Source organism: Snodgrassella communis, assembly GCF_914768045.1.
GTDB classification, from domain to species: Bacteria; Pseudomonadota; Gammaproteobacteria; order Burkholderiales; family Neisseriaceae; genus Snodgrassella; species Snodgrassella communis.
The window spans coordinates 329,836-350,810 of sequence record NZ_CAJZCD010000002.1 but is presented as its reverse complement, the minus strand read 5'-3'; the positions used below and the strand labels follow the sequence as shown (position 1 = coordinate 350,810).

At 42.1% G+C, this 20,975-nt stretch carries 12 protein-coding genes and 5 tRNA genes; 13 read left to right on the top strand and 4 right to left on the bottom strand.

Annotated features, from left to right (window positions below; genetic code table 11):
• Positions 1-242 precede the first annotated feature (242 nt).
• The 8 genes from MJ761_RS03630 (at position 243) to MJ761_RS03595 (ending at position 7,236) form a co-directional block, all read left to right on the top strand.
• Positions 243-3,080 carry a tetratricopeptide repeat protein gene (locus MJ761_RS03630; protein ID WP_093090309.1) on the top strand — a complete coding sequence of 946 codons (2,838 nt, stop codon included), beginning with the start codon at positions 243-245 and terminating at the stop codon, positions 3,078-3,080.
• 194 nt (positions 3,081-3,274) lie between these two features.
• Positions 3,275-3,913 carry a lipoprotein insertase outer membrane protein LolB gene (gene lolB / locus MJ761_RS03625; protein ID WP_093090312.1) on the top strand — a complete coding sequence of 213 codons (639 nt, stop codon included), beginning with the start codon at positions 3,275-3,277 and terminating at the stop codon, positions 3,911-3,913.
• A gap of 6 nt (positions 3,914-3,919) precedes the next feature.
• A complete protein-coding gene (gene ispE, locus MJ761_RS03620) occupies positions 3,920-4,771 on the top strand; it encodes a 4-(cytidine 5'-diphospho)-2-C-methyl-D-erythritol kinase (RefSeq protein WP_093090314.1) in 852 nt (283 codons plus the stop codon).
• Positions 4,772-4,781: 10 nt separating this feature from the next.
• Positions 4,782-4,857: transfer RNA gene (locus MJ761_RS03615), tRNA-Gln, on the top strand.
• Between the two features lie 20 nt (positions 4,858-4,877).
• Positions 4,878-4,953 (top strand) — tRNA-Gln (locus MJ761_RS03610).
• A gap of 29 nt (positions 4,954-4,982) precedes the next feature.
• Positions 4,983-5,058: transfer RNA gene (locus tag MJ761_RS03605), tRNA-Gln, on the top strand.
• A 557-nt stretch (positions 5,059-5,615) separates the two neighbouring features.
• On the top strand, positions 5,616-6,602 hold the full coding sequence (locus MJ761_RS03600) for a ribose-phosphate pyrophosphokinase (protein ID WP_080701815.1): 987 nt from the start codon (positions 5,616-5,618) through the stop codon (positions 6,600-6,602).
• Between the two features lie 61 nt (positions 6,603-6,663).
• Positions 6,664-7,236 carry a 50S ribosomal protein L25/general stress protein Ctc gene (locus MJ761_RS03595; protein WP_037407564.1) on the top strand — a complete coding sequence of 191 codons (573 nt, stop codon included), beginning with the start codon at positions 6,664-6,666 and terminating at the stop codon, positions 7,234-7,236.
• Positions 7,237-7,783: 547 nt separating this feature from the next.
• Here the strand turns inward: MJ761_RS03595 and rnr are convergent.
• Positions 7,784-10,117 carry a ribonuclease R gene (rnr, locus tag MJ761_RS03590; protein WP_093090316.1) on the bottom strand — a complete coding sequence of 778 codons (2,334 nt, stop codon included), beginning with the start codon at positions 10,115-10,117 and terminating at the stop codon, positions 7,784-7,786.
• Between the two features lie 87 nt (positions 10,118-10,204).
• Between rnr and MJ761_RS03585 the strand changes: the two genes are divergently transcribed.
• Both MJ761_RS03585 and MJ761_RS03580 read left to right on the top strand, forming a co-directional pair.
• A tRNA-Leu gene (locus MJ761_RS03585) sits at positions 10,205-10,291 on the top strand.
• Between the two features lie 509 nt (positions 10,292-10,800).
• Positions 10,801-10,887, top strand: a tRNA-Leu gene (locus MJ761_RS03580).
• 144 nt (positions 10,888-11,031) lie between these two features.
• Here MJ761_RS03580 and MJ761_RS03575 read toward each other — a convergent pair.
• Complete coding sequence (locus MJ761_RS03575) at positions 11,032-12,333, bottom strand: threonine/serine exporter family protein (protein WP_093090318.1); 1,302 nt, start codon at positions 12,331-12,333, stop codon at positions 11,032-11,034.
• 695 nt (positions 12,334-13,028) lie between these two features.
• On the opposite strand from MJ761_RS03575, the gene MJ761_RS03570 reads away from it, so the two are divergent.
• Positions 13,029-13,628: a nitroreductase family protein gene (locus MJ761_RS03570; RefSeq protein WP_093090320.1), complete on the top strand. Its 600-nt coding sequence runs from the start codon at positions 13,029-13,031 to the stop codon at positions 13,626-13,628.
• A 158-nt stretch (positions 13,629-13,786) separates the two neighbouring features.
• Here the strand turns inward: MJ761_RS03570 and mutL are convergent, their stop codons facing one another.
• Positions 13,787-15,718: a DNA mismatch repair endonuclease MutL gene (mutL, locus tag MJ761_RS03565; RefSeq protein ID WP_093090322.1), complete on the bottom strand. Its 1,932-nt coding sequence runs from the start codon at positions 15,716-15,718 to the stop codon at positions 13,787-13,789.
• Between the two features lie 41 nt (positions 15,719-15,759).
• Positions 15,760-16,404: a DedA family protein gene (locus MJ761_RS03560; protein WP_093090816.1), complete on the bottom strand. Its 645-nt coding sequence runs from the start codon at positions 16,402-16,404 to the stop codon at positions 15,760-15,762.
• A 147-nt stretch (positions 16,405-16,551) separates the two neighbouring features.
• Here MJ761_RS03560 and ettA point away from each other — a divergent pair, with 147 nt between their 5' ends.
• Positions 16,552-18,219 carry an energy-dependent translational throttle protein EttA gene (gene ettA, locus MJ761_RS03555; RefSeq protein ID WP_093090324.1) on the top strand — a complete coding sequence of 556 codons (1,668 nt, stop codon included), beginning with the start codon at positions 16,552-16,554 and terminating at the stop codon, positions 18,217-18,219.
• 246 nt (positions 18,220-18,465) lie between these two features.
• Complete coding sequence (gene lon / locus MJ761_RS03550) at positions 18,466-20,874, top strand: endopeptidase La (protein WP_176715028.1); 2,409 nt, start codon at positions 18,466-18,468, stop codon at positions 20,872-20,874.
• Positions 20,875-20,975: the final 101 nt, after the last annotated feature.

Sequence of the window (20,975 nt, the reverse complement as noted above, 5' to 3'; positions counted from 1 at the left end):
TAACATCGTGAAAATAAATTTGAAAGCATAAATTATATAGGCTTTAGCTACATAAAACTGGCATAAATCATGCGCAGCTCAAAAATGTCTGTGTTAAAGTAGCAAGCTATTTTACCTTAATAGTTTAATCCCAAAATAGGTAGCAGACATGCCTGAGATAGTTGGCAGAACAGGCAAAAAATTGTTATTTGTTTTATAAGTCAGTGCATACGATAACTGATCAGCATACATGGAGAAGTTTAATGCCTCATCGGATTCATCGCATTACCCCGATCATTTTGAGTTTACTTGCTGCAAGTATGGCCAATGCAAACAGCACGCAGAAGCAGCAGACATCTGTTCCCCTGATTCAAACCAGAATTGAGCGGGTAAAACAAATTACCGCTCCAGATGATGCCGCATCTGCACAACGGCGTCTGGCCATTGCCGGGCGTGCCAATGATATTTTTACTCTGTTTGCCAGTGAGCTTACCTATTCACAGGGTAAAACCGATAGTGCACTGGCTGCTGACATGCGCATGCTTGAACATACGCAGGAGCCAGAGGTAGCCGAGCGGGCTATGGAAATGGCACTGAATGCCAATAAAATTACAGAGGCGCAAACCATTGCAGATCGCTGGCAGCAAATCGAACCAACAGAAACGCCAGCCAGACAGCGTCTGATGTGGGAACTGGCCATAGCCAAAAATGATATAGCACAAGTGTTGAAAAACACAGATGCAGTTCTATCTCATGTCAACGATTACCAGCTGCGCCGGCTGTTCTTAAAACTGGCACAACTGCGGTTAAACAATCTGAATGCCACTGATGAACTGAATGCTCCGATTCACAAAACAGCGATTTTACATCCAGAAATGGCAGAAGCATTAATTGCCGATGCTATCTATGGCGTAACTGGCGCCCATGAAGAGCAGACTATTAAAGCATTGCAAGCATTACTTCGTCTGGATACAGACATCTTTCCTGCCACTCAGCTCACCCTGAATCTCATTAATCTCAAACAGCCACAATATCTGCTGAACTTCTATCAGCAGACCGGCGTCGATACCATGCCAGCTAAATGGCAAAGCCTTTATATAGAATTACTGATTAAAAATAACAAATTGCAGGAGGCATATCAAACATTACACCCATTACTGGCTAAAAGTAAAAATGCAGACCTGTATTTGCAGGCCGCTTTTCTGGCCGTTAGCCAGAAAGCAGACACAGCTACAATTGCTTCCTATGCAGAGAAAATCGCCGAGCTAGGTAATCGCAATCAGCGCAGTAAAGCTGCAATAATGGTAGCCATGCGCTATTACGATGAGCATAACCTGCCTGCTTCCCGTTCATGGGCAGCAAAAGCAGATGATCCGCAGTTTGTCTTTGATCAGGCACTCATGATGTGCTCACTTGAAGCCGAAGAAAAACACTGGACAGCAGCGCAAAAATGGCTCAACAAAGCTCAGTCTAGCAGCAAACAGGGCACATTTTTCAGCGCCAGAGATTTATTGCGTTTGCAAACATTTATAAACGGTTCCTCTCTTACAAACCGCCAGTATGAACAATACCTGAACAGAATGCTGGCAAAAGCCGAGCAGGGCGATGCCAACGCGCAGAAGCAGGATATTCCGCCATTACTACTGCTGCGAGGACTATTGTATGCGGATAAACTTAACGAACCGTCAAAAGCAGTGGCAGATATGCGCCGCTTTGTCCAGATGCGGCCTGATCAGGTAGAGGGTCTGAATGCGTTAGGTTATACCTTACTGAGTATGCCTAAAGAAAACTGGTCAGAAGCGCAGAAATTACTGGAACAGGCTTATTCACTAAACAGCCAGTCTCCGGCCGTTAATGATAGTCTGGGTTGGGCATACTTTCTCAATGGGAACGCAGACAAAGCCTTGCCTTTACTTCAATATGCTTATCAGCATCAGCCCGAGAGTGAAGTAGCAGCCCATCTGGGTGAAGTTTACTGGCAGCTAGGTCGCCAAAACGAGGCTCGTCAAATCTGGGCTCAGGGCTGGGTTAACAAAAAAAGCGATCATAAAGTTCTGAACCAAATTCTGAACAAGCATAGAATCAAGCCTGCCAGCTTACCTCTGACAGCAGCAAAAACAAACAAAGCTCAGGCGGATGCAGACTTTTATCTGCGGCAGGCCAGCACATTAGATGTTAATGATGCAAACACACCAGCACTTGTCGATAACGTCAATAAGGCAGTTCAGGTGGGTAATGCTAGCCAGCGCAGCGAAGCAGCATTGGTAGCAGCATATTATTTTTATCTCAATAAAAATAAGACTGCCACACGTGAATGGTTAAACAAAGTTACAGATGACAAATTTGCTACCGATAAAGCCTATCTGATGGGCATAATGGAAATAGAGCAAAACAATATAGCAGCAGCCCAGCAATGGTTACAGCGTATAAATCAAAGCAAACAGCCACCGGAAATTTTCGATGATTCTAGTATACTTGCACTTTCAAGTTACATTGATCGAAAAATACTCACACCAAGAGCCTACGTACGAAAGCTGACACAGCAACTGAAAGAAGCACAGCAGCTTGTCAACACCACACATAACAGCAAAACAGTGGAATTGATTCTCTATATGCGTGGTCTTGCTTATGCAGAAGAGCTGGATCAGCCGAAAAAAGCAGTAAACGATTTTCGTACCTATACAAAATTGAAACCTGAAGATGCAGACGGATTCAATGCACTGGGTTATTCCATGCTGAGTATGTCAAAACGCTACTGGACAGAGGCATTAACTATTCTGCAACATGCGCATCAGCTGGACAAAAAATCAGCAACGATTCAGGATAGTCTGGGCTGGGCTTATTACCTTAATGGCGATCCCAAAAAAGCCTTACCGCTCCTGCGCTCAGCATATCAGGCATTGCCGGAAAGCACGGTTGCGGCACATCTGGGTGAAGTATTGTGGCAAGAGGGGGAACAGGAGCAGGCACGGCAAATCTGGGCTCAAGGGCTGGCTAATAAAAATTCAGACCAGAAAGTCTTACAGCAGACTTTGAAAAAATTTGCAATCAGTCCGGCAAGCTTACCTGCACCTCCTGATCAAACTCAGACCAGTGAGTAGGAGAGCCCTTACAGGCCTAATTTAATCTGCCAGCCTGATTATCCAGCAATATCGCCAAAATAGCTGCCGTACACATATCGTGTAAACGGCGGCTATTAATTTAAATATAATAGAAATTTAACCACTCAAAGTACATACAGTTGCTGACCATATCGTTACAATAAACCCCATCATGATTATCGGAGTGGAAAATAATGTATTCATTTTTGCATAAACAACGCCAATACATAACAGCATCCATCCTTAGCTTAGCTTTAAGTGCCTGCAATAGTCTGATGTCTGAAAAAATAACAGCAGCTTCAGACTGGCAGGCTGGTTATGAAAACACCGTTTCCAGTTTTGACAGTTCCGGCCGGTTGGCTATCAAAGATCAAGGCAAAGGTACCTATGCCAACTTTAGCTGGCAGAATTTAGGCACAGTACAAACCATAGAAGTCAAAACGCCTTTGGGAAACAGCGTAGGGGTTTTGTGTCGTGATAACACAGGAGTGATTGCAGAAAATAGCAAAGGGCAGATTATCACCGCTAGCAGCATAGAAGAATTAAGTCAGCGTATGCTTGGTTTTGTACTACCATTTGATCATCTGAATCAGTGGGTACAAGGTTACTGGATTGCTGACGAACCTTACCAGTTACTGCCAGATGGTAAGCTGAAACAGTCAGGCTGGATAATTCAGCGCCAGCTGCAAAATAACAGAGATAATCCACGAATTGTTCAATTAAATAATGCGCGCTTTGATATCAAACTGGTGTTTGATGAATACACAGACGCGCCCAGTCAGACATCATCGCAATGTGAATTGCGTCAAAGACTTCCTGAATTTAGTAATTAGCACAACATGAATAATTTACAGCCAGCTGCTGATGCTCATCACTTTCTAGCACCAGCCAAACTTAACCTTGATTTGCGCATCGTCGGCCGGCGTGCTGATGGCTACCATTTACTTGAAAGCATTTTTACCCTGATTACACTGTATGACCAAATCTGGTTCAAAATAAACCGTACTGGCAGCATAAAACTGCATACACCAGTTGCCGGTATCGCACCAGAAGAGGATTTATGCGTGCGTGCAGCACAGCTACTGCGTAGTCATACCGGTACTCGGCTGGGAGTGGATATCTGGCTGGACAAACAGATTCCCATCGGTGGTGGGCTGGGTGGTGGCAGTGCCGATGCAGCAGTAGTTCTAATGGCACTCAACCGCCTGTGGCAGCTTGAACTGAATAAGACCCAACTATTACAGCTCGGAGTGCAATTAGGTGCAGATGTACCCTTTTTCATTTTTGGACAAAGTGCATTTGCTCGCGGTATTGGTGAAGATTTAAGCCCGATAATCTTGCCGAAACAATGGTATGTGATTATCAAGCCTCCTGTGCACGTCAGCACACCGAAAATATTTGCACATAAAGACTTGACACGTGATTCCAAGCCAAGGATAATGCCAGACTTTCAAGCAGAACAGCACTGGCGCAATGATATGCAGAGTGTTGTTTTAGCTGAGTATCCAGCAGTAAAAGTAGCATTTGATGTTTTGGCTGAATACGGTTCACCAATGATGAGTGGTTCTGGTGCATGTGTATTTTTGTCCTTCGATTCTGAAAATGCAGCACAAGCTGTTTACAATAAAGTTTCTTACGCGCATCAGGCGTATTGTGTTGCCTCGCTAGCGAAGCATCCGTTTTATCAATGATGTGTGTTGTTGGGGAGTCGTCAAGTGGTTAAGACACTGGGTTTTGATCCCAGTATGCGTAGGTTCGAATCCTACCTCCCCAGCCAATTGCTTAATACAAAAGCATTGGGGAGTCGTCAAGTGGTTAAGACACTGGGTTTTGATCCCAGTATGCGTAGGTTCGAATCCTACCTCCCCAGCCACATTTGAGTATTTAAGTAGTAGACCCTTTTGGGGAGTCGTCAAGTGGTTAAGACCCCGGATTCTGATTCCGGTATGCGTAGGTTCGAATCCTACCTCCCCAGCCAATTTAAATAAGCGTGTAAGTTTACTTACACGCTTATTTAATGTGTAAATGACAAATTGTTACATAAGAGCGTATGTATATCACCAGAAGTGATATAATGCGCCCAGCCGGATAGATGGAAATTCATACAAGCATAATAATGCTCCAGTATGTATAAACAGCTTTCACTATTTATAGATAGACTGATTGAAAGGTTAAAAACACAACACAGATTCAATCCTAGTAACAGAAAAGGTGTTACTATTTTGCCATGCTACGATCAGGCATTAGCAAAATCCATTGATTAAATCCGTATCAACCCTGATACTTGTAGCTAACCAGTGCACACACTGGAAAATCTTTTTTCAAAGAAGTGGTTATTACTTTTAAATTTAAAAGTAACGTAAATAGATAAAGACTGAGAGAAAAAGGCGTAAACTACCTTGCTCAGTTGATTACACTACTTGTTTAAATGACAGATACACCAGCGTCAGTGGTGATATGAAAGCCTTGGATTAAATGTTTAATCTACCTCATACAAACCAAACCAAACCTAAACAGGACTCAGGTACAACAGAAATGGCAGCATACGACAGTTTGATGGTGTTTACCGGCAATGCAAACCCAGAGTTGGCTAATAACGTAGCCAGACATTTAGATATTTCTCTGGGACGTGCCTCCGTAGGAAAATTCTCTGATGGCGAAATCGCAATTGAATTACTTGAAAATGTACGTGGTCGTGACGTATTTATCGTACAGCCTACCTGCGCACCAACCAATGATAATTTAATGGAAATCCTGACTATGGCTGATGCGCTTAAACGCGCTTCTGCCGGCCGGATTACCGCTGCCATACCTTATTTCGGTTATGCACGCCAGGATCGTCGTCCTCGCTCAGTTCGAGTGCCGATTTCTGCCAAGCTGGTAGCCAATATGCTGTATTCTGCCGGCATTGATCGGGTACTCACCGTTGACTTACATGCCGACCAGATTCAGGGCTTTTTTGATATTCCAGTTGACAATATCTATGCCACTCCTATATTAGTGCACGATATTGAAAAGCAGCGCATTGATAATCTGACCGTAGTTAGTCCTGATATTGGTGGCGTAGTTCGTGCTCGTGCCGTAGCCAAAACGCTGGGTACAGATTTAGCCATTATTGATAAGCGCCGGCCAAAAGCCAACGTGGCTGAAGTGATGAATATTATCGGCGAAATCCAGAATCGCACCTGCCTGATTATTGACGACATGATTGATACAGCCAATACCTTATGTAAAGCTGCATCAGCATTAAAAGAGCGTGGTGCAGAACGCGTATTGGCCTATGCAACTCATCCAGTATTTTCCGGCGCAGCAATCGAACGTATCGCCTCATCAGAAATCGATCAGGTTGTAGTAACCGATACCATTCCATTATCTGAAGCTGCACAAAAATGCGAGCGAATCCGTCAGGTAAGCATTTCCGGCTTGCTGGCAGAAACTGTACGCCGTATCAGCAACGAAGAATCTGTGTCATATCTTTTTAATGAAGATGTGGCCATACCGGGAGCAATGTTTCTCCCTTAATCCCCAAAAGCCATCTTAAGCTGGTCGCGGCCGATGATGGCATTACAACCTTGGAGTAGTTATGTCTTACGAAATTAAAGCAGAAATCCGTGAAGCTCAGGGCACTGGTGCGAGCCGCCGCCTGCGTCGCGAAGGTAAAGTACCGGCTGTATTATACGGTGAAGGCACCGAACCGGTAGCTATTACTGTAGATCACCGTACCTTATGGTATGCACTGGAAAAAGAATCTTTCCATACTGCTATCATCAAACTGGACGTTAATGGTAAAACTTACGACGTTATCGTACGTGATTTCCAGATGCACCCATTTAAACCACAAGTACAACATATAGATTTTCAGGCTGTTGATGCAAATAAAGCCATCAATATCCGTGTTCCATTACATCTGTTGAATGCAGCTATTTCTCCAGCAGAAAAATTGCAGAGTGGCCGCGTATCCCTATTAGCTACCAGCGTAGAAGTGAATGCATTACCGAAAGACATTCCTGCTGTGATGGAACTGGATGTTGCCACCATTCGTGCCGGTGAAATCCGCCACCTGTCTGATCTGGTATTCCCAGAAGGCGTTACCAGCGTTGCCTTGAATCGCAACGAGAATCTGGCTATTGCTTCTGCTACCGGTAAAAACAAATAAGCTAGATAGTTTAAATATAAACCTATATTTGAAAAGTATTTAGCTTATTACAGATAAATACTTAATAAAAACTGAAGCCTGTTATTGCAGGCTTCAGTTTTTTCGTAAAATTTATAGTCATGAACAGCCGATAAAATCACGCTTGTCCAGTAGCATAACAATAAAAAAATGAACTGATAGCTCAAATATATAAAGCTATGCATTCTCAGAAACTGAATTGAGACAACATAATATAGCTCAAGAACACAACACTAATAATCGCTTAAACTCCAAACTACTATCCATAAGCCCCAAAATATAAGTAGCTATCGATAAATTGCATATTGCCTTCCTATACAGGAGCAAACCATTCATACAATAATTGAATCACAGGCATACATTACAGAAACTTTTAAATACACCAATAAAAGCAGCCAGCAAAAAGCGCCTAATAAAAGCCTTTATAAACCCAAAATAACGAATTCATTGTTACAGAGTATAAAACAGATTATCAACAGACAGCTAAATTGCCTTAAGCTAAAACCTAATTAATAGCCATTAAACAAAATCAGGATCTTTTCCGGCCTGATCTGCTGCGAGTACTCGTTACATGAGCTTTCTGGCCTGATGCCGGTTTAGTTCTAGAATCTTTTTGCTTATTATTAACTGCTTTGCGCGGTTTTTTAACAGCTGCCTTAAATTGTTTCTGAACCTTTTGTGTATTTTTTTTCTGAGATCGCTTGCCACTACTAGAGCTGATCAGTACCAAATCAATCCGACTAGTATCCAGATCAGCACGAGCGACTTTCACCATAACCTTGTCACCAAGCTTAAAGCGAATACCACTACGTTCGCCAACAATTGCCATCAGTTCAGGATGGAAATTGAAATAATCCTCACCCAGATCACTGATATGAATCATACCATCAATGTAAACATTATCTAAAGTAACAAACAGGCCAAAATTTGCCATACCAGAAATCGTACCAGAAAACACCTCACCAATTTTGTCTTGCATATAGTAAGTTTTCAGCCAGTTTTCAACATCACGGCTGGCATTATCAGCTTTACGCTCCGCCAGAGAGCAATGTACACCTAACTCAGTCCATGATTTTGGCTGATACTGTCTGTGCTGTAAAATTGCCTTAATAGCACGATGCACCGTCAAATCGGGATAACGCCGAATCGGAGAAGTAAAATGCGTATATGCCGAATAAGCCAAACCAAAATGGCCTATATTTTGCGGTTCATATACTGCTTGTTGCATAGATCGCAGCAACATAACACTAATGACACTACGATCTGGACGTTCTTTGATTTTTTCACTTAGATCTGCATAATCCTTTGGCGTAGGATTATTACCACCATTTAATTGCAGACTAAGTAAAGCCAGTTGCTCGCGCAACGTACTCAGCCGTTCACTGGTTGGGCCAGCATGATTACGGTATAGAGCAGGGTGTTTATGCTGCTTAAGAAATTCAGCTGCGCAGACATTGGCTGCCAGCATACATTCCTCAATCAGACGATGAGCCTCATTACGTTCAACCGGTACAATACGTTCGATTTTACCCTGCTGATTAAATATCATCTGAGTTTCAATACTTTCAAATTCCACAGCACCACGTTGCAAACGCTTTTTCAGTAAAATCTGATACAGCCGGTACAAACTCAGTACATGCGTTTTCATAGGATCGTCAAACTGATCATTACTAATCCAGTCCCATGCCTGCGTGTAAGTAAGCCGTGCATGAGAACGCATTATAGCCGGATAGAATTCATAGCTTTTAATATTGCCGGCATAAGTAATCACCATATCACAAACCAGACACAGACGTTCCACATTTGGATTAAGCGAGCAGATACCATTAGAAAGATTTTCTGGCAGCATAGGAATAACCCGACGCGGAAAATATACACTCGTAGCGCGTTCCAGAGCATCATGATCAATAGCATCATCAGGATGAACGTAATGGCTGACATCAGCAATAGCTACCACCAGACGGTAATTACGGCCAATTTTTTCCGCATATACAGCATCATCAAAATCTCGTGCAGTTTCACCATCAATAGTAATCAGAGGCAGTTCACGCAAATCAACCCGATTTTTGCGCTCAGCAGCTGTAACATGATCAGGTATTTTTGCCGCCTGAGCCAGACATTCACGACTAAATTGATATGGTAAATGATGTTTGCGTACAGCGATTTCAATTTCCATACCACTATCAGCATAATCACCTAAAATTTCAGTAACTCGAGCAACAGCGGCTTGTGTTGCATTCGGATAAGATTCAATTCTGGCCACTAGAACCTGCCCGGTTTTGGCCTTACCAAGAGAATCAGGCTGTAGCACAATACTGGCACCCAGACGCTTATCCTCAGGTACCAGCATCGCTACACCATGTTCAATAGCTAGCCGGCCAACCACATCCTGATTAGCGCGTTCAATCACATCCAGTACTTGCCCTTCGCGTCGTCCACGCCGGTCAGTACCTGCTGGCCGTACTGTAACAATATCCCCGTTCATCAACCCGCGCATTTGACGGGTATAAAGCACAAAATCACTACCATCTGCCGGATTCAACGGCACAGCAAAACCAAAATCATCCTTATGTACTTCAACACGACACTTAACCAGTGCCAGCTTATTAGCTACACAAACAGCACCACGGCGATTAATTAAAATCTGTCCGTCGCGCGCCATAGCGTTTAAACGCCGTTCAAAAAAAACTGTTTCTTCTTTCGTAATATTGAGTTTTTGTGCCAGCTCAGCCATTCTGACAGGGATGCCAATCTTTTCCAAAACAGCGATAATCCACTCGCGGCTGGGCAGGGGATTAGAATAACGTTGTAGTTCTCGTTGCAAATAAGGGTCTTGATGGCGTAAATCCGATTTTTTTTTCATAGGGTATTGACAATCTCTTTAGAGAAGATATAATGCGTTTCCTCAGTTAAAGGTATACTTTAACTGAAACTTGCAATATATGCAAAAGCCCAGGTGGCGGAATTGGTAGACGCGCATGGTTCAGGTCCATGTACCAGCAATGGTGTGGAAGTTCGAGTCTTCTCCTGGGCACCAGAATTCTGAAAAAAAGATATCTAATTTCTTAGATATCTTTTTTTCCATTTAAAACATTCGTAGAACATTTAAATTTTTAAATGCCATTCTCAAACTTTGTTTTTAAAACATAACATCATAAACTAAAACAGAACAGAGTAGCATTTAAAACATCAAAGCTTAATGACTGCCAAAATCATAATCAATTAAAGCATAATATTATGAAAAATCTGCGGACTGCCTGAAAGCTGTAAGCCCATACAAACCAAGATTTATATAAGCATATACCACAACATGAGTATATACATAATGATTAAAATATTTGTATAACATTGGCTATACCCATAACCAACAAAATACCTTCATATAAGCAATCTAATTGACAACATATTTTACAATAATAGAAAATTCTCTTGCCAATCAACAGCTATTATTCTTGATGCCCGTATTGCTATTGACAAATAGTACCAAAAATATATAATGCACAGCTCAGCTAAACGCAGCGAAATCATAGTTGCGGTAGAAAATAAGCCCAGGTGGCGGAATTGGTAGACGCGCATGGTTCAGGTCCATGTGCCAGCAATGGTGTGGAAGTTCGAGTCTTCTCCTGGGCACCAAAATTCCGAGAAAAGATATCTAAGAAATTAGATATCTTTTTTTATTTCTAAATGCGCAAGTAACTTTTCGCAAAACATAAAATTCTTATTTTATCCTTCTGCTTAAATACAGAACTGAATAAACTAAAGCAAAAAACAAACAAATTACCTTCTTTCATCAGCAGGTAACTGATTAAAAGCCCATTCTTTATCTGTACAAACCCGTGCCAATACCAAACCTAACGGCAGAGCCAAAACAATAAGCATAGCCTGTGTGCCCCAGTTAATAGCACTAATAATATCGTTTTGCTGTACAAAATACATGGCACGAAACATATATATACCGGGCACCATAATACATACCGCAGGTATCGATAGAGCAATACGTGGGCATTTACAAAGATGACTAAAATAAAAGGCACTAATACCAACCACAAATGCTGCAACCAGAGCGGCGGCTTGAATAGGAATATTGGTAAAATCGATTAATTCCAAACGCAGAGTATTGGCATACATCCCAATAAAGGCCGTTGTCAACGCAGTTTTAATCGGACTGTTAAAAAGCAGAGAAAACCCAAGTACACCCAAAAAGCTGGCAATCAGACGGAATAAAGCAGTCCAGACAGGATAAAGATTAGGAGTAAGCATAGCTTCCGGTGCCATATGGATACCGGCTGCAACCATCCAAGCTGCAAAAGTAGCACAAAAAATTACAGTCATCGCATAGGCTACCCGTTGAATGCCGGAGGAAAAATCCAGCTTAGCCAAATCCAGCACACCTGTTATCAGCGGAAAGCCGGGAATAAGAAACAGCATAGAAGCAATATAGCCAGCAGTATGCTGAATATTAACTTCTAATAATAAATAACTAACACCAATAATCAAAAAATACAGACTTGAAGCCACAGCAGCAGCCAGCATAGTGACCACAAACTGATTCAAGTGCTTGTGTAATAAAGTGCGTCGTAATGCCTGCCCAAAACCAGAAGCGATCAACACACCCAGCATCTCAATCAAACCACCACCGATTAGAAAAGTAAAAGAAGAGCAGGCAATAGCCGCAAATAATGCGGACTGGCGTAAACTATAAAGAGCTGGCTGATTTTCAATTTTTGCCAAAGACTGATCGAAATAGCGAATAAGTTCACTTTCACTCATATGCTGATAACGAGTCTGTATATCTAGTAACAGCGTTTCCAGTAACTGAATATTATTAGTATTGATACCCACACCCTGAATATTAGTGACTTCGGTTTTAAACTGCTTACCACAGCGACAGGTTGAATTAATTTCCGTCAGCGTAACATGTGCCTGATTTTCTACCCCAAGCATATGAGCAACATGTCGCATTGACTGCTTAATGCGGAAACTACCTGTGCCTGCTGCTAAACAAATTTTACCAACCCGTAAAACCAAATCTGATTTAATATTTAACTGGAGCTCGTCAGAAGAAATAGGCAAAGTCATAATTGATTAAGCTATAACAACAAATTAACCATTATAACCCTTATATTTCTTAACAGATAAAATATATATTAACCAACCCATTAACATAATAGATAACGTAATGCATTATTAATCATACAACATAATCGAAAGTCAAATTGCAAGACTCCACACTAAGCAAAGAACCTTGTCATCAATATGACATAGATAACTTAACTTCATATAAAACAAACCCAGAGCAAAGTGCAGCGCAATATAAACTCCCAATAACATTTAAAGCAAATTAAAAGCCACTAAATAGATTTTGCAAAATTGAATTTAAAAAACCAACTTTAGCAAGAAACCACAAAACAGCCCTAGTACATGTGCCTGCTGCAATAATTAACCTAATCAAACAACCGTAATTATTTAAAAAAATAGATTAAAAACAACCAGATTCCTAAACTAATTTAGCACCAATAAACAACTTGAAAGAAATCAATTCCTGCGAGGAAATGCTGCGTAACCACCAGTCAAAAGCACCCCCAACATAACGAATTTCAGTTATTTCTGCTCATTAAATATTGTTTTATAACAACAAAATTAATTAAACATCGTAAAAGTATATCTATTGTACAGTCAGATAAAGCTGGGTAGATTGACATTTTTCCGTTAGTATAGCAATGTACACATGAATCACATTTATAATTTAATTACAAAAGGATAAAGGAAATAAAATGAAAAATACATTGATAGAAGCCATCGAAAAACGTCGTACCCAATATACATTGGGTAAAAATGTTTCTCAGACACACGAGCAAATTACTGCCTTGATAGAAGAGGCCGTAAAACTGTCACCATCTGCCTTCAATTCGCAAAGCTCACGAGTGGTAATCCTGTTTGCTCAGCAAAGTGAAAAATTCTGGCAGATTGTCATGAATGAATTGCGTGCCATTGTTCCAGCCGACAAATTTGCGCCCACCGAGACCAAGATCAATAGCTTCGCTGCCGGCATTGGAACAGTATTATTTTATGAAGATCAGCAAACCATTGCTAGCCTGCAACAGCAATATCCCAGTTATGCTGAGCAGTTCCCCATTTGGTCAGAGCAAGGTAGTGGCATTGCACAGTTTGCTGTCTGGTCGGCACTAGCCAATGCCAATATCGGCGCCAGCTTACAACACTATAACCCGCTGCCAGATGCCGCTGCCGCTAAAGAATGGCAGATACCGGATAGCTGGAAACTACGAGCAATGATGCCTTTCGGTTCCAATGAAGCCCCATTTCCTGAAAAAACCTTTATTGATGATACCGAACGCTTTAAAGTATTTAATTAACCCTGTCTGTAACGTAACTATATAGACTAAAACTGGCCGGATTGACATACAGTCCGGCTTTTTTTATCTTGTTTTCTAAGCTTAAGCAAACAATCTTATAGCAGTACAAATGATTAGCAATATATAGTAAGTGTAAAATGCAGATTAAAAAAGCTGCATTATTGTCCGCGTAAAAAGAGTGCATCCAAATCCTGTAAACGCAATTTTACCCACGTAGGTCGGCCATGATTACATTGATTTGCGCGTTCAGTCTGTTCCATATCTCGCAGTAAAGCATTCATTTCCGGCAATGTTAATTTACGTCCGGCACGTACAGAACCATGACAGGCTAAAGTGGACAGAATACGATTTTCACTTTCTCTGATTACATCACTGCTGCCAATAGTCATTAAATCGGCTAGTACTTGCTGTACCAGTTGCTGAATATCACTTTTGACCAGCATTGCTGGTACTGTATGAACCACCAGTTGCTGATCATTCTCAATGCTGATATTCAGACCATAATTTTGCAAAGTGGTAGCATATTCGCTTGCAGAAGCAATTTCTTCATGACTGGCAGTAAAGCGGACAGGAATCAATAATGTTTGGCTGCTTACTTTACCATTAGCATCGCGTTGTTGTTTCATCTTTTCATAATTGACACGTTCGGCAGTAGCATGCATGTCTACCAGAATCAAAGCTTCTTCAGCCTGTGCCAGAATATAAATATCCAGTAGCTGGGCAATGGCATAACCTAACGGGGGGACATTTGTTTCATTTACAGGTAGTTGTACTGGAGTTTGCGTAGCAGTAATCCCCCGCGCTTGCTCCAAATCATTAAGTTCACTATCAATTACTTCTGCATCGGCAGTAGCAACGTTATCTGCCATAGAAACTGTTTCTGATCTATATAGTTCGGCATAAGTATTCATGGCAGCTTGAGATTCTTTTAAACTCAAGTTGCGCTGTATGGGGGTATGGCTACGGTGATAGGGCGCTGGTGATTGTTTTGAACCAGCTGCGTTTTCTTGCGCGGGGAACAGTTGCTGTACACTGGCAGGCTGTTTGTGCATGATATCCGCCAAAACAACGGCTGGCTGGGAAATGGATTCAGTTTGAGTGGCATTGGTGGCAGCCAGACATTTATTTAAAGCATGAAAAACCAGCTGATGTACAGCCTGACTTTGCCGGAAGCGCACTTCGGTTTTGGTGGGATGAACATTTGCGTCCACATCAGTTGGTGATAGGGTAAGAAAAAGCGCAAATGCTGGTGTTAATGCTTGATGCAAAACATCGTTATAGGCCTGTTTTACAGCGTGTAAAATAATTTTGTCACGTACAAAGCGCTGATTGACAAAAATGTATTGCTGGCTGGTTTTTCCTTGTGCAAAAGTAGGTTTGCCAATTAGACCGTTTAATCGCATCCCGTTTATTGTTTCATCTACATTTAGGCTGGCCGCGGTAAAATCTACCCCCATAATTGCGGTGCACCGCTCCGAAAGGGATTGTGCAGGCAGGGTGAATATATTCTTGCTATTGTGCTGTAATTCAAAAGCTACATCAGGATAAGCCAGTGCCAGACGCTCTACCATGGTACGACAATGAGCAAATTCTGTGCTTGGCGATTTCAGAAACTGCCGTCTGGCCGGTGTATTAAAAAAAAGCTCAACAACATCTACCGTGGTACCTGGTGCGTGTGCTGCTGGTTTGACGGGACTAAGTTTGCCATCTTCTGCAAAAATTTGGGTAGCATGGGCAGCAGTGGCAGTACGGCTGGTTAATGTTAGGCGGCTGACTGAGGCAATACTGGCCAATCCTTCACCGCGAAATCCCATGCTTACCACTTTTTCTAGATCATCCAGTGTGCTAATTTTACTGGTGGCATGGCGTTGCAGAGCAAGGGGGACGTCGGTCTCATTTATGCCTTGTCCGTTATCAGTTACAGTTAGACGTTTGATACCACCAGCTTCTAACTGGATATCGATATAACTGGCACCGGCATCCAGACTATTTTCAATAATTTCTTTAAGCGCATTAGCAGGGCGTTCTATCACTTCACCGGCTGCTATCTGGTTAATTAAGTGATCGGGTAACAGATGTATCTGGCTCATATTTTGCCTATAATATATGAATGTACAGCAGTATAGAATACTTAATTTCGTTTATGTGCTGTTAGCTTGTGCCGCATAATTTCAATTATGGCTGGTAAAACAGAAATGACAATAATAATAATCAATGCTAAAGATAGGTTCTGCTTGATAAATGGCAGATTACCAAAAAAATAGCCGGCATAGGAAAACAGCAATACCCAGAGAATAGCACCAATACAATTGTAACGGAGAAAATGACCATAATGCATATGGCTCATACCGGCCACAAAGGGCGCAAATGTTCGTATGATCGGTACGAAGCGTGCAATAACTATGGTTTTTCCGCCATGTCTTGCATAAAATTCCTGCGTTTTGTGTAAATAAATCTGCTTAAATATTCGAGATTGAGGATTAGCAAACAGATATCCTCCAAATTTCTTGCCAATTGAGAAATTTACCGCATCTCCAATAATAGCCGCAGTTAGCAACAGCACGACCATTAAATGGATATTCATCTCTCCGACTGCTGCTATTCCGCCCGCTGCGAACAGTAAGGAATCACCCGGGAGAAAAGGTGTGATTACTAATCCAGTTTCGCAAAAAATTAAAACAAAGAGGATAACATAAATCCATATACCATATTGACTGACAATGAATTGCAGGTGCTGATCAATATGTAAAATAAAATCTATCAGGGTAGAGATGATATTCATAAAGCATGAAAAAAGATAAAAGGAAGCATTTTAACGCAAAGCATACCGTGACAGCAGTTATATGCATGTTAAAATCAAATTTATAACTTTCGGTCTATCATTCAGGCTGATAAAGACTAATCTAATACTGATGAACATACTATGAGCCAATATGTGTACTCAATGCTGCGCGTAAGTAAAACCGTGCCGCCACAAAAACAAATTATTAAAGATATTTCGCTATCCTTTTTCCCGGGTGCAAAAATTGGTTTGCTGGGACTTAATGGTGCTGGTAAATCGACTGTGCTGAAAATTATGGCCGGAGTGGATACCGAATTTGAAGGAGAAGCTATTGCTATGAGTGGCATCAAAATCGGTTACTTACCACAGGAACCGCAATTAGATGCTGATAAAACTGTACGGGAGGAAGTGGAATCTGGACTGGGCGATGTAGCCGGTGCCCAGCAGAAGCTAGAAGAGATTTATGCGGCCTATGCCGAACCAGACGCTGATTTTGATGCATTGGCCGAAGAACAGGCACGTCTGGAAGCCATTATCACCGCTGGCGCCGGAGATAATATAAAACATCAATTAGAAATTGCCGCTGATGCTTTACGTCTACCTGAATGGGATGCGCGAATTGGTAATTTGTCTGGTGGTGAAAAACGCCGTGTAGCTTTGTGCAAATTGTTATTAAGCAAACCAGATATGCTGTTGCTGGATGAGCCTACTAATCATCTGGATGCCGAATCTGTAGAATGGCTGGAGCAATTTCTAGTTCGTTTTCCCGGTACTGTGGTTGCTGTAACACATGACCGCTACTTTCTGGATAATGCCGCTGAATGGATTCTGGAATTAGACCGAGGTCATGGTATTCCGTGGAAAGGTAATTATAGTTCTTGGCTAGAGCAAAAAGAAGCAAGACTGGCACATGAGGCAAAAGCTGAAGCTGCGCGTATTAAAGCTATGAAACAAGAACTCGAGTGGGTACGCCAGAGCGCGCGCGGACGTCAGGCCAAATCAAAAGCTCGCTTAGCTCGTTTTGAGGAAATGAGTAATTATGAGTATCAGAAGCGTAACGAAACACAGGAAATTTTCATACCAGTGGCTGAGCGTCTGGGTAATGAGGTAATCGAATTTGAGCATGTTAGCAAGAGTTTTGGTGACAAATTACTGATTGATGATTTAAGTTTCAAAATTCCGCCGGGAGCCATCGTCGGTATTATTGGTCCTAATGGTGCAGGTAAGTCGACATTATTTAAGTTGATTACTGGGCAGGAACAGCCAGATCAGGGGCAGGTGAAAATTGGGCAGACTGTTAAATTGTCAGTAGTAGATCAAAGCCGTCACGGGTTGCATGAAGATAAAAATGTGTTTGATGAGATTGCTGAGGGGCGTGATATTTTACAGGTAGGACAGTTTGAAATACCGGCACGCGCCTATCTGGGAAGATTCAATTTCAAAGGCAGTGACCAGAGCAAAATTGTCGGTAAACTATCCGGTGGCGAACGTGGACGGTTACATTTGGCTAAAACGCTGATTTCTGGTGGCAATGTTTTATTACTGGATGAACCTTCCAATGATCTGGACGTGGAAACTTTACGCGCACTGGAAGATGCATTACTGGAATTTGCAGGTAGTGTTCTGGTTGTATCACACGATAGGTGGTTCCTTGATCGAATAGCTACGCATATTCTGGCTGCCGAAGGTGAATCAAAATGGATATTTTTTGATGGTAATTATCAGGAATACGAAGCAGATAAAAAGCGCCGCTTAGGGGAGGAAGGAGCAAAGCCTAAACGTATTCGCTATAAACCAGTAACCCGCTGATCAGCTAAAGCCGGGCAGACTGAGATCAAATAATTTGAATTGTCCGGCTTATCTCTATAAGTTGATATCAATCATAAATTAGTATTTTAAACATTGTCATGCAGCAATGGGCGCTAAACCACAAAAGTACTTGAAAAATGTTGGTTCAGCACCATTTCTACATTCAATTTTATTGCATATTTTCAGGAAAGATTGAGGCATTACATGGCTGAAGTTTATGATTCTCCTTCGGTACAGCCAACTACAATGGCGATGTTGCCCCTGCGTGACGTTGTCGTTTACCCGCATATGGTATTGCCCTTGTTTGTAGGGCGGGAAAAATCTATAGCGGCTCTGAATGCAGCAATGGAGCATGACGAACCGGTATTCTTACTGGCACAGAAAAATGCTGATACTGATGAACCGCATGCAGAAGATATGTATGCTATGGGTACAGTGGCCAATATTCTGCAAGTACTCAAACTACCTGATGGTACCGTTAAAGTGCTGGTAGAGGGTCTGTATCGTGCTCAAGTACAGTATATTGATGAAAGTGGTGCGTACGCTGAGGCTCATATCGAAAAATGTGAAGACACCAATGAGGACACACATGATGACGAGGCATTGCGTCGCACATTACTGTCTCAGTTTGAGCAGCTGGTAAAATTAAACAAAAAAATTCCGACAGAAGTAGTAACCACTATTCACGGAATTAATGAATTAAGCCGGCTGGCTGACACCATCGCTGCTCATTTGCAGCTTAAGCTGGATCAGCGCCAACAGATTCTGGCTATGGTAAATGTTACCGCTCGTCTGGAACATTTACTGCATCTGCTTGAATCTGAGCTGGATATTCTTCAGGTAGAAAAACGTATTCGCGGCCGGGTAAAACGGCAGATGGAGAAATCTCAGCGTGAATACTATCTGAATGAGCAGGTAAAAGCGATTCAGAAGGAGCTTGGTGAAGAAGATGATGATCTGGCTAATCTTGAAGCACAGATTCGTCAGGCCGGTATGAGCAAGGAAGCAGAAGAAAAATGTCTGTCTGAGTTCAAAAAATTACGCATGATGCCCCCGATGTCTGCGGAATCTACTGTTGTGCGTAACTATATTGATACTTTGCTTGAATTACCATGGAAAAAGAAATCTAAAGTTAGCAAGGATATTGCCAAAGCAGATCTGATTTTGAATGCTGATCATTATGGCTTGGAAAAGGTAAAAGAACGCATTCTTGAATATCTTGCTGTACAAAAGCGCATGAATCAGCTAAAAGGGCCAATTTTGTGTCTGGTTGGGCCACCTGGTGTGGGTAAGACTTCATTGGGTGAATCCATTGCTAAAGCCACTGGTCGTAAATATGTGCGCATGGCTCTGGGTGGCGTACATGATGAAAGTGAAATCCGAGGCCATCGCCGTACCTATATTGGTTCTATGCCCGGTAAAATTCTGCAAAACATGACTAAGGCTGGTGTAAAAAACCCACTGTTTTTGCTGGATGAGATTGATAAATTAGGTAACGATTTTCGAGGTGATCCGGCCAGCGCTTTACTTGAAGTGCTCGATCCTGAACAGAACCATTCGTTTTCTGATCACTATGCAGAAGTAGAATTTGATTTATCGGATGTCATGTTTATAGCTACGTCCAATAGTCTAAATATTCCTACGCCGTTGCTCGATCGTATGGAGATTATTCGTCTTTCCGGTTATACCGAAGACGAGAAAATCAACATTGCCATGAAATATCTGGTTGCGAAGCAAGTCAAGCAGAACGGCGTACGTGATGGTGAAATCTGCATTGAAGAATCTGCTGTGCGCGATATTATTCGTTACTACACCCGCGAAGCCGGCGTACGTTCACTAGATCGTGAGATTGCCAAGATTTGCCGCAAAGTAGTTATGAAGCAGTCGGTTGCAGAAGAGAAAGTCGGTGCAGGTGGTAAGGGTAAAAAGGCTCAAGCCAAGCCGGAAGAAATCATTATCAATGCTGAAAATTTGCATGAATATCTTGGTGTGCGTCGCTTTGATTATGGTGTGGCAGAAAATGAGAACCGTGTCGGACAGGTAACCGGTCTAGCTTGGACTGAAGTGGGCGGTGAGCTTTTAACAATTGAAGCCAGCAAATTCCGTGGTAAAGGTAATATCCTGCGTACCGGTAAGCTGGGTGATGTTATGCAAGAATCCGTCAGTGCTGCATGGAGTGTAGTGCGTTCTCGGGCTGAAAGTTTGGGTATTGAACCTGATTTTTATGAGAAAAACGACATTCATGTTCATGTTCCCGAAGGTGCTACTCCTAAGGATGGACCTAGTGCAGGTAGTGCAATTACTCTGGCTCTGGTTTCGGCTTTTACCGGTATTCCTGTACGTGCAGATGTAGCCATGACTGGAGAAATTACCCTGAGAGGTGAGGTTTTACCGATTGGCGGATTGAAAGAAAAACTGCTGGCGGCATTGCGTGGTGGGATCAAACATGTGTTGATTCCAAAAGATAATGTTAAAGATCTGGAAGAAATTCCTGCTAATATTTGTGAAGAACTTACCATTCATCCGGTACAATGGATTGATGAAGTGCTTAATCTGGGACTGGCATATCCACCCAGCCCTTGGCAAAGCGTTTCTGAAGAAGGTGTATTAGCTAAATCTGCGACTAAGTCAACTACAAAAACCGTAAAACATTGATATGCAGCCATTCACCAACACTAATTGGTGAATGGCTTTATTTTTGGTTCGATTTAACTCACTGCAAGCCTATCGACGCTTGACACAGAGAATTTGGGCTT

Excerpts from the sequence above, each read along its gene's own strand:
- MJ761_RS03630 (WP_093090309.1), top strand. The coding sequence starts at position 243 with ATGCCTCATCGGATTCATCGCATTACCCCGATCATTTTGAGTTTACTT.
- lolB (WP_093090312.1), top strand. The coding sequence starts at position 3,275 with ATGTATTCATTTTTGCATAAACAACGCCAATACATAACAGCATCCATC.
- ispE (WP_093090314.1), top strand. The coding sequence starts at position 3,920 with ATGAATAATTTACAGCCAGCTGCTGATGCTCATCACTTTCTAGCACCA.
- MJ761_RS03600 (WP_080701815.1), top strand. The coding sequence starts at position 5,616 with ATGGCAGCATACGACAGTTTGATGGTGTTTACCGGCAATGCAAACCCA.
- MJ761_RS03595 (WP_037407564.1), top strand. The coding sequence starts at position 6,664 with ATGTCTTACGAAATTAAAGCAGAAATCCGTGAAGCTCAGGGCACTGGT.
- rnr (WP_093090316.1), bottom strand. The coding sequence starts at position 10,117 with ATGAAAAAAAAATCGGATTTACGCCATCAAGACCCTTATTTGCAACGA.
- MJ761_RS03575 (WP_093090318.1), bottom strand. The coding sequence starts at position 12,333 with ATGACTTTGCCTATTTCTTCTGACGAGCTCCAGTTAAATATTAAATCA.
- MJ761_RS03570 (WP_093090320.1), top strand. The coding sequence starts at position 13,029 with ATGAAAAATACATTGATAGAAGCCATCGAAAAACGTCGTACCCAATAT.
- mutL (WP_093090322.1), bottom strand. The coding sequence starts at position 15,718 with ATGAGCCAGATACATCTGTTACCCGATCACTTAATTAACCAGATAGCA.
- ettA (WP_093090324.1), top strand. The coding sequence starts at position 16,552 with ATGAGCCAATATGTGTACTCAATGCTGCGCGTAAGTAAAACCGTGCCG.
- lon (WP_176715028.1), top strand. The coding sequence starts at position 18,466 with ATGGCGATGTTGCCCCTGCGTGACGTTGTCGTTTACCCGCATATGGTA.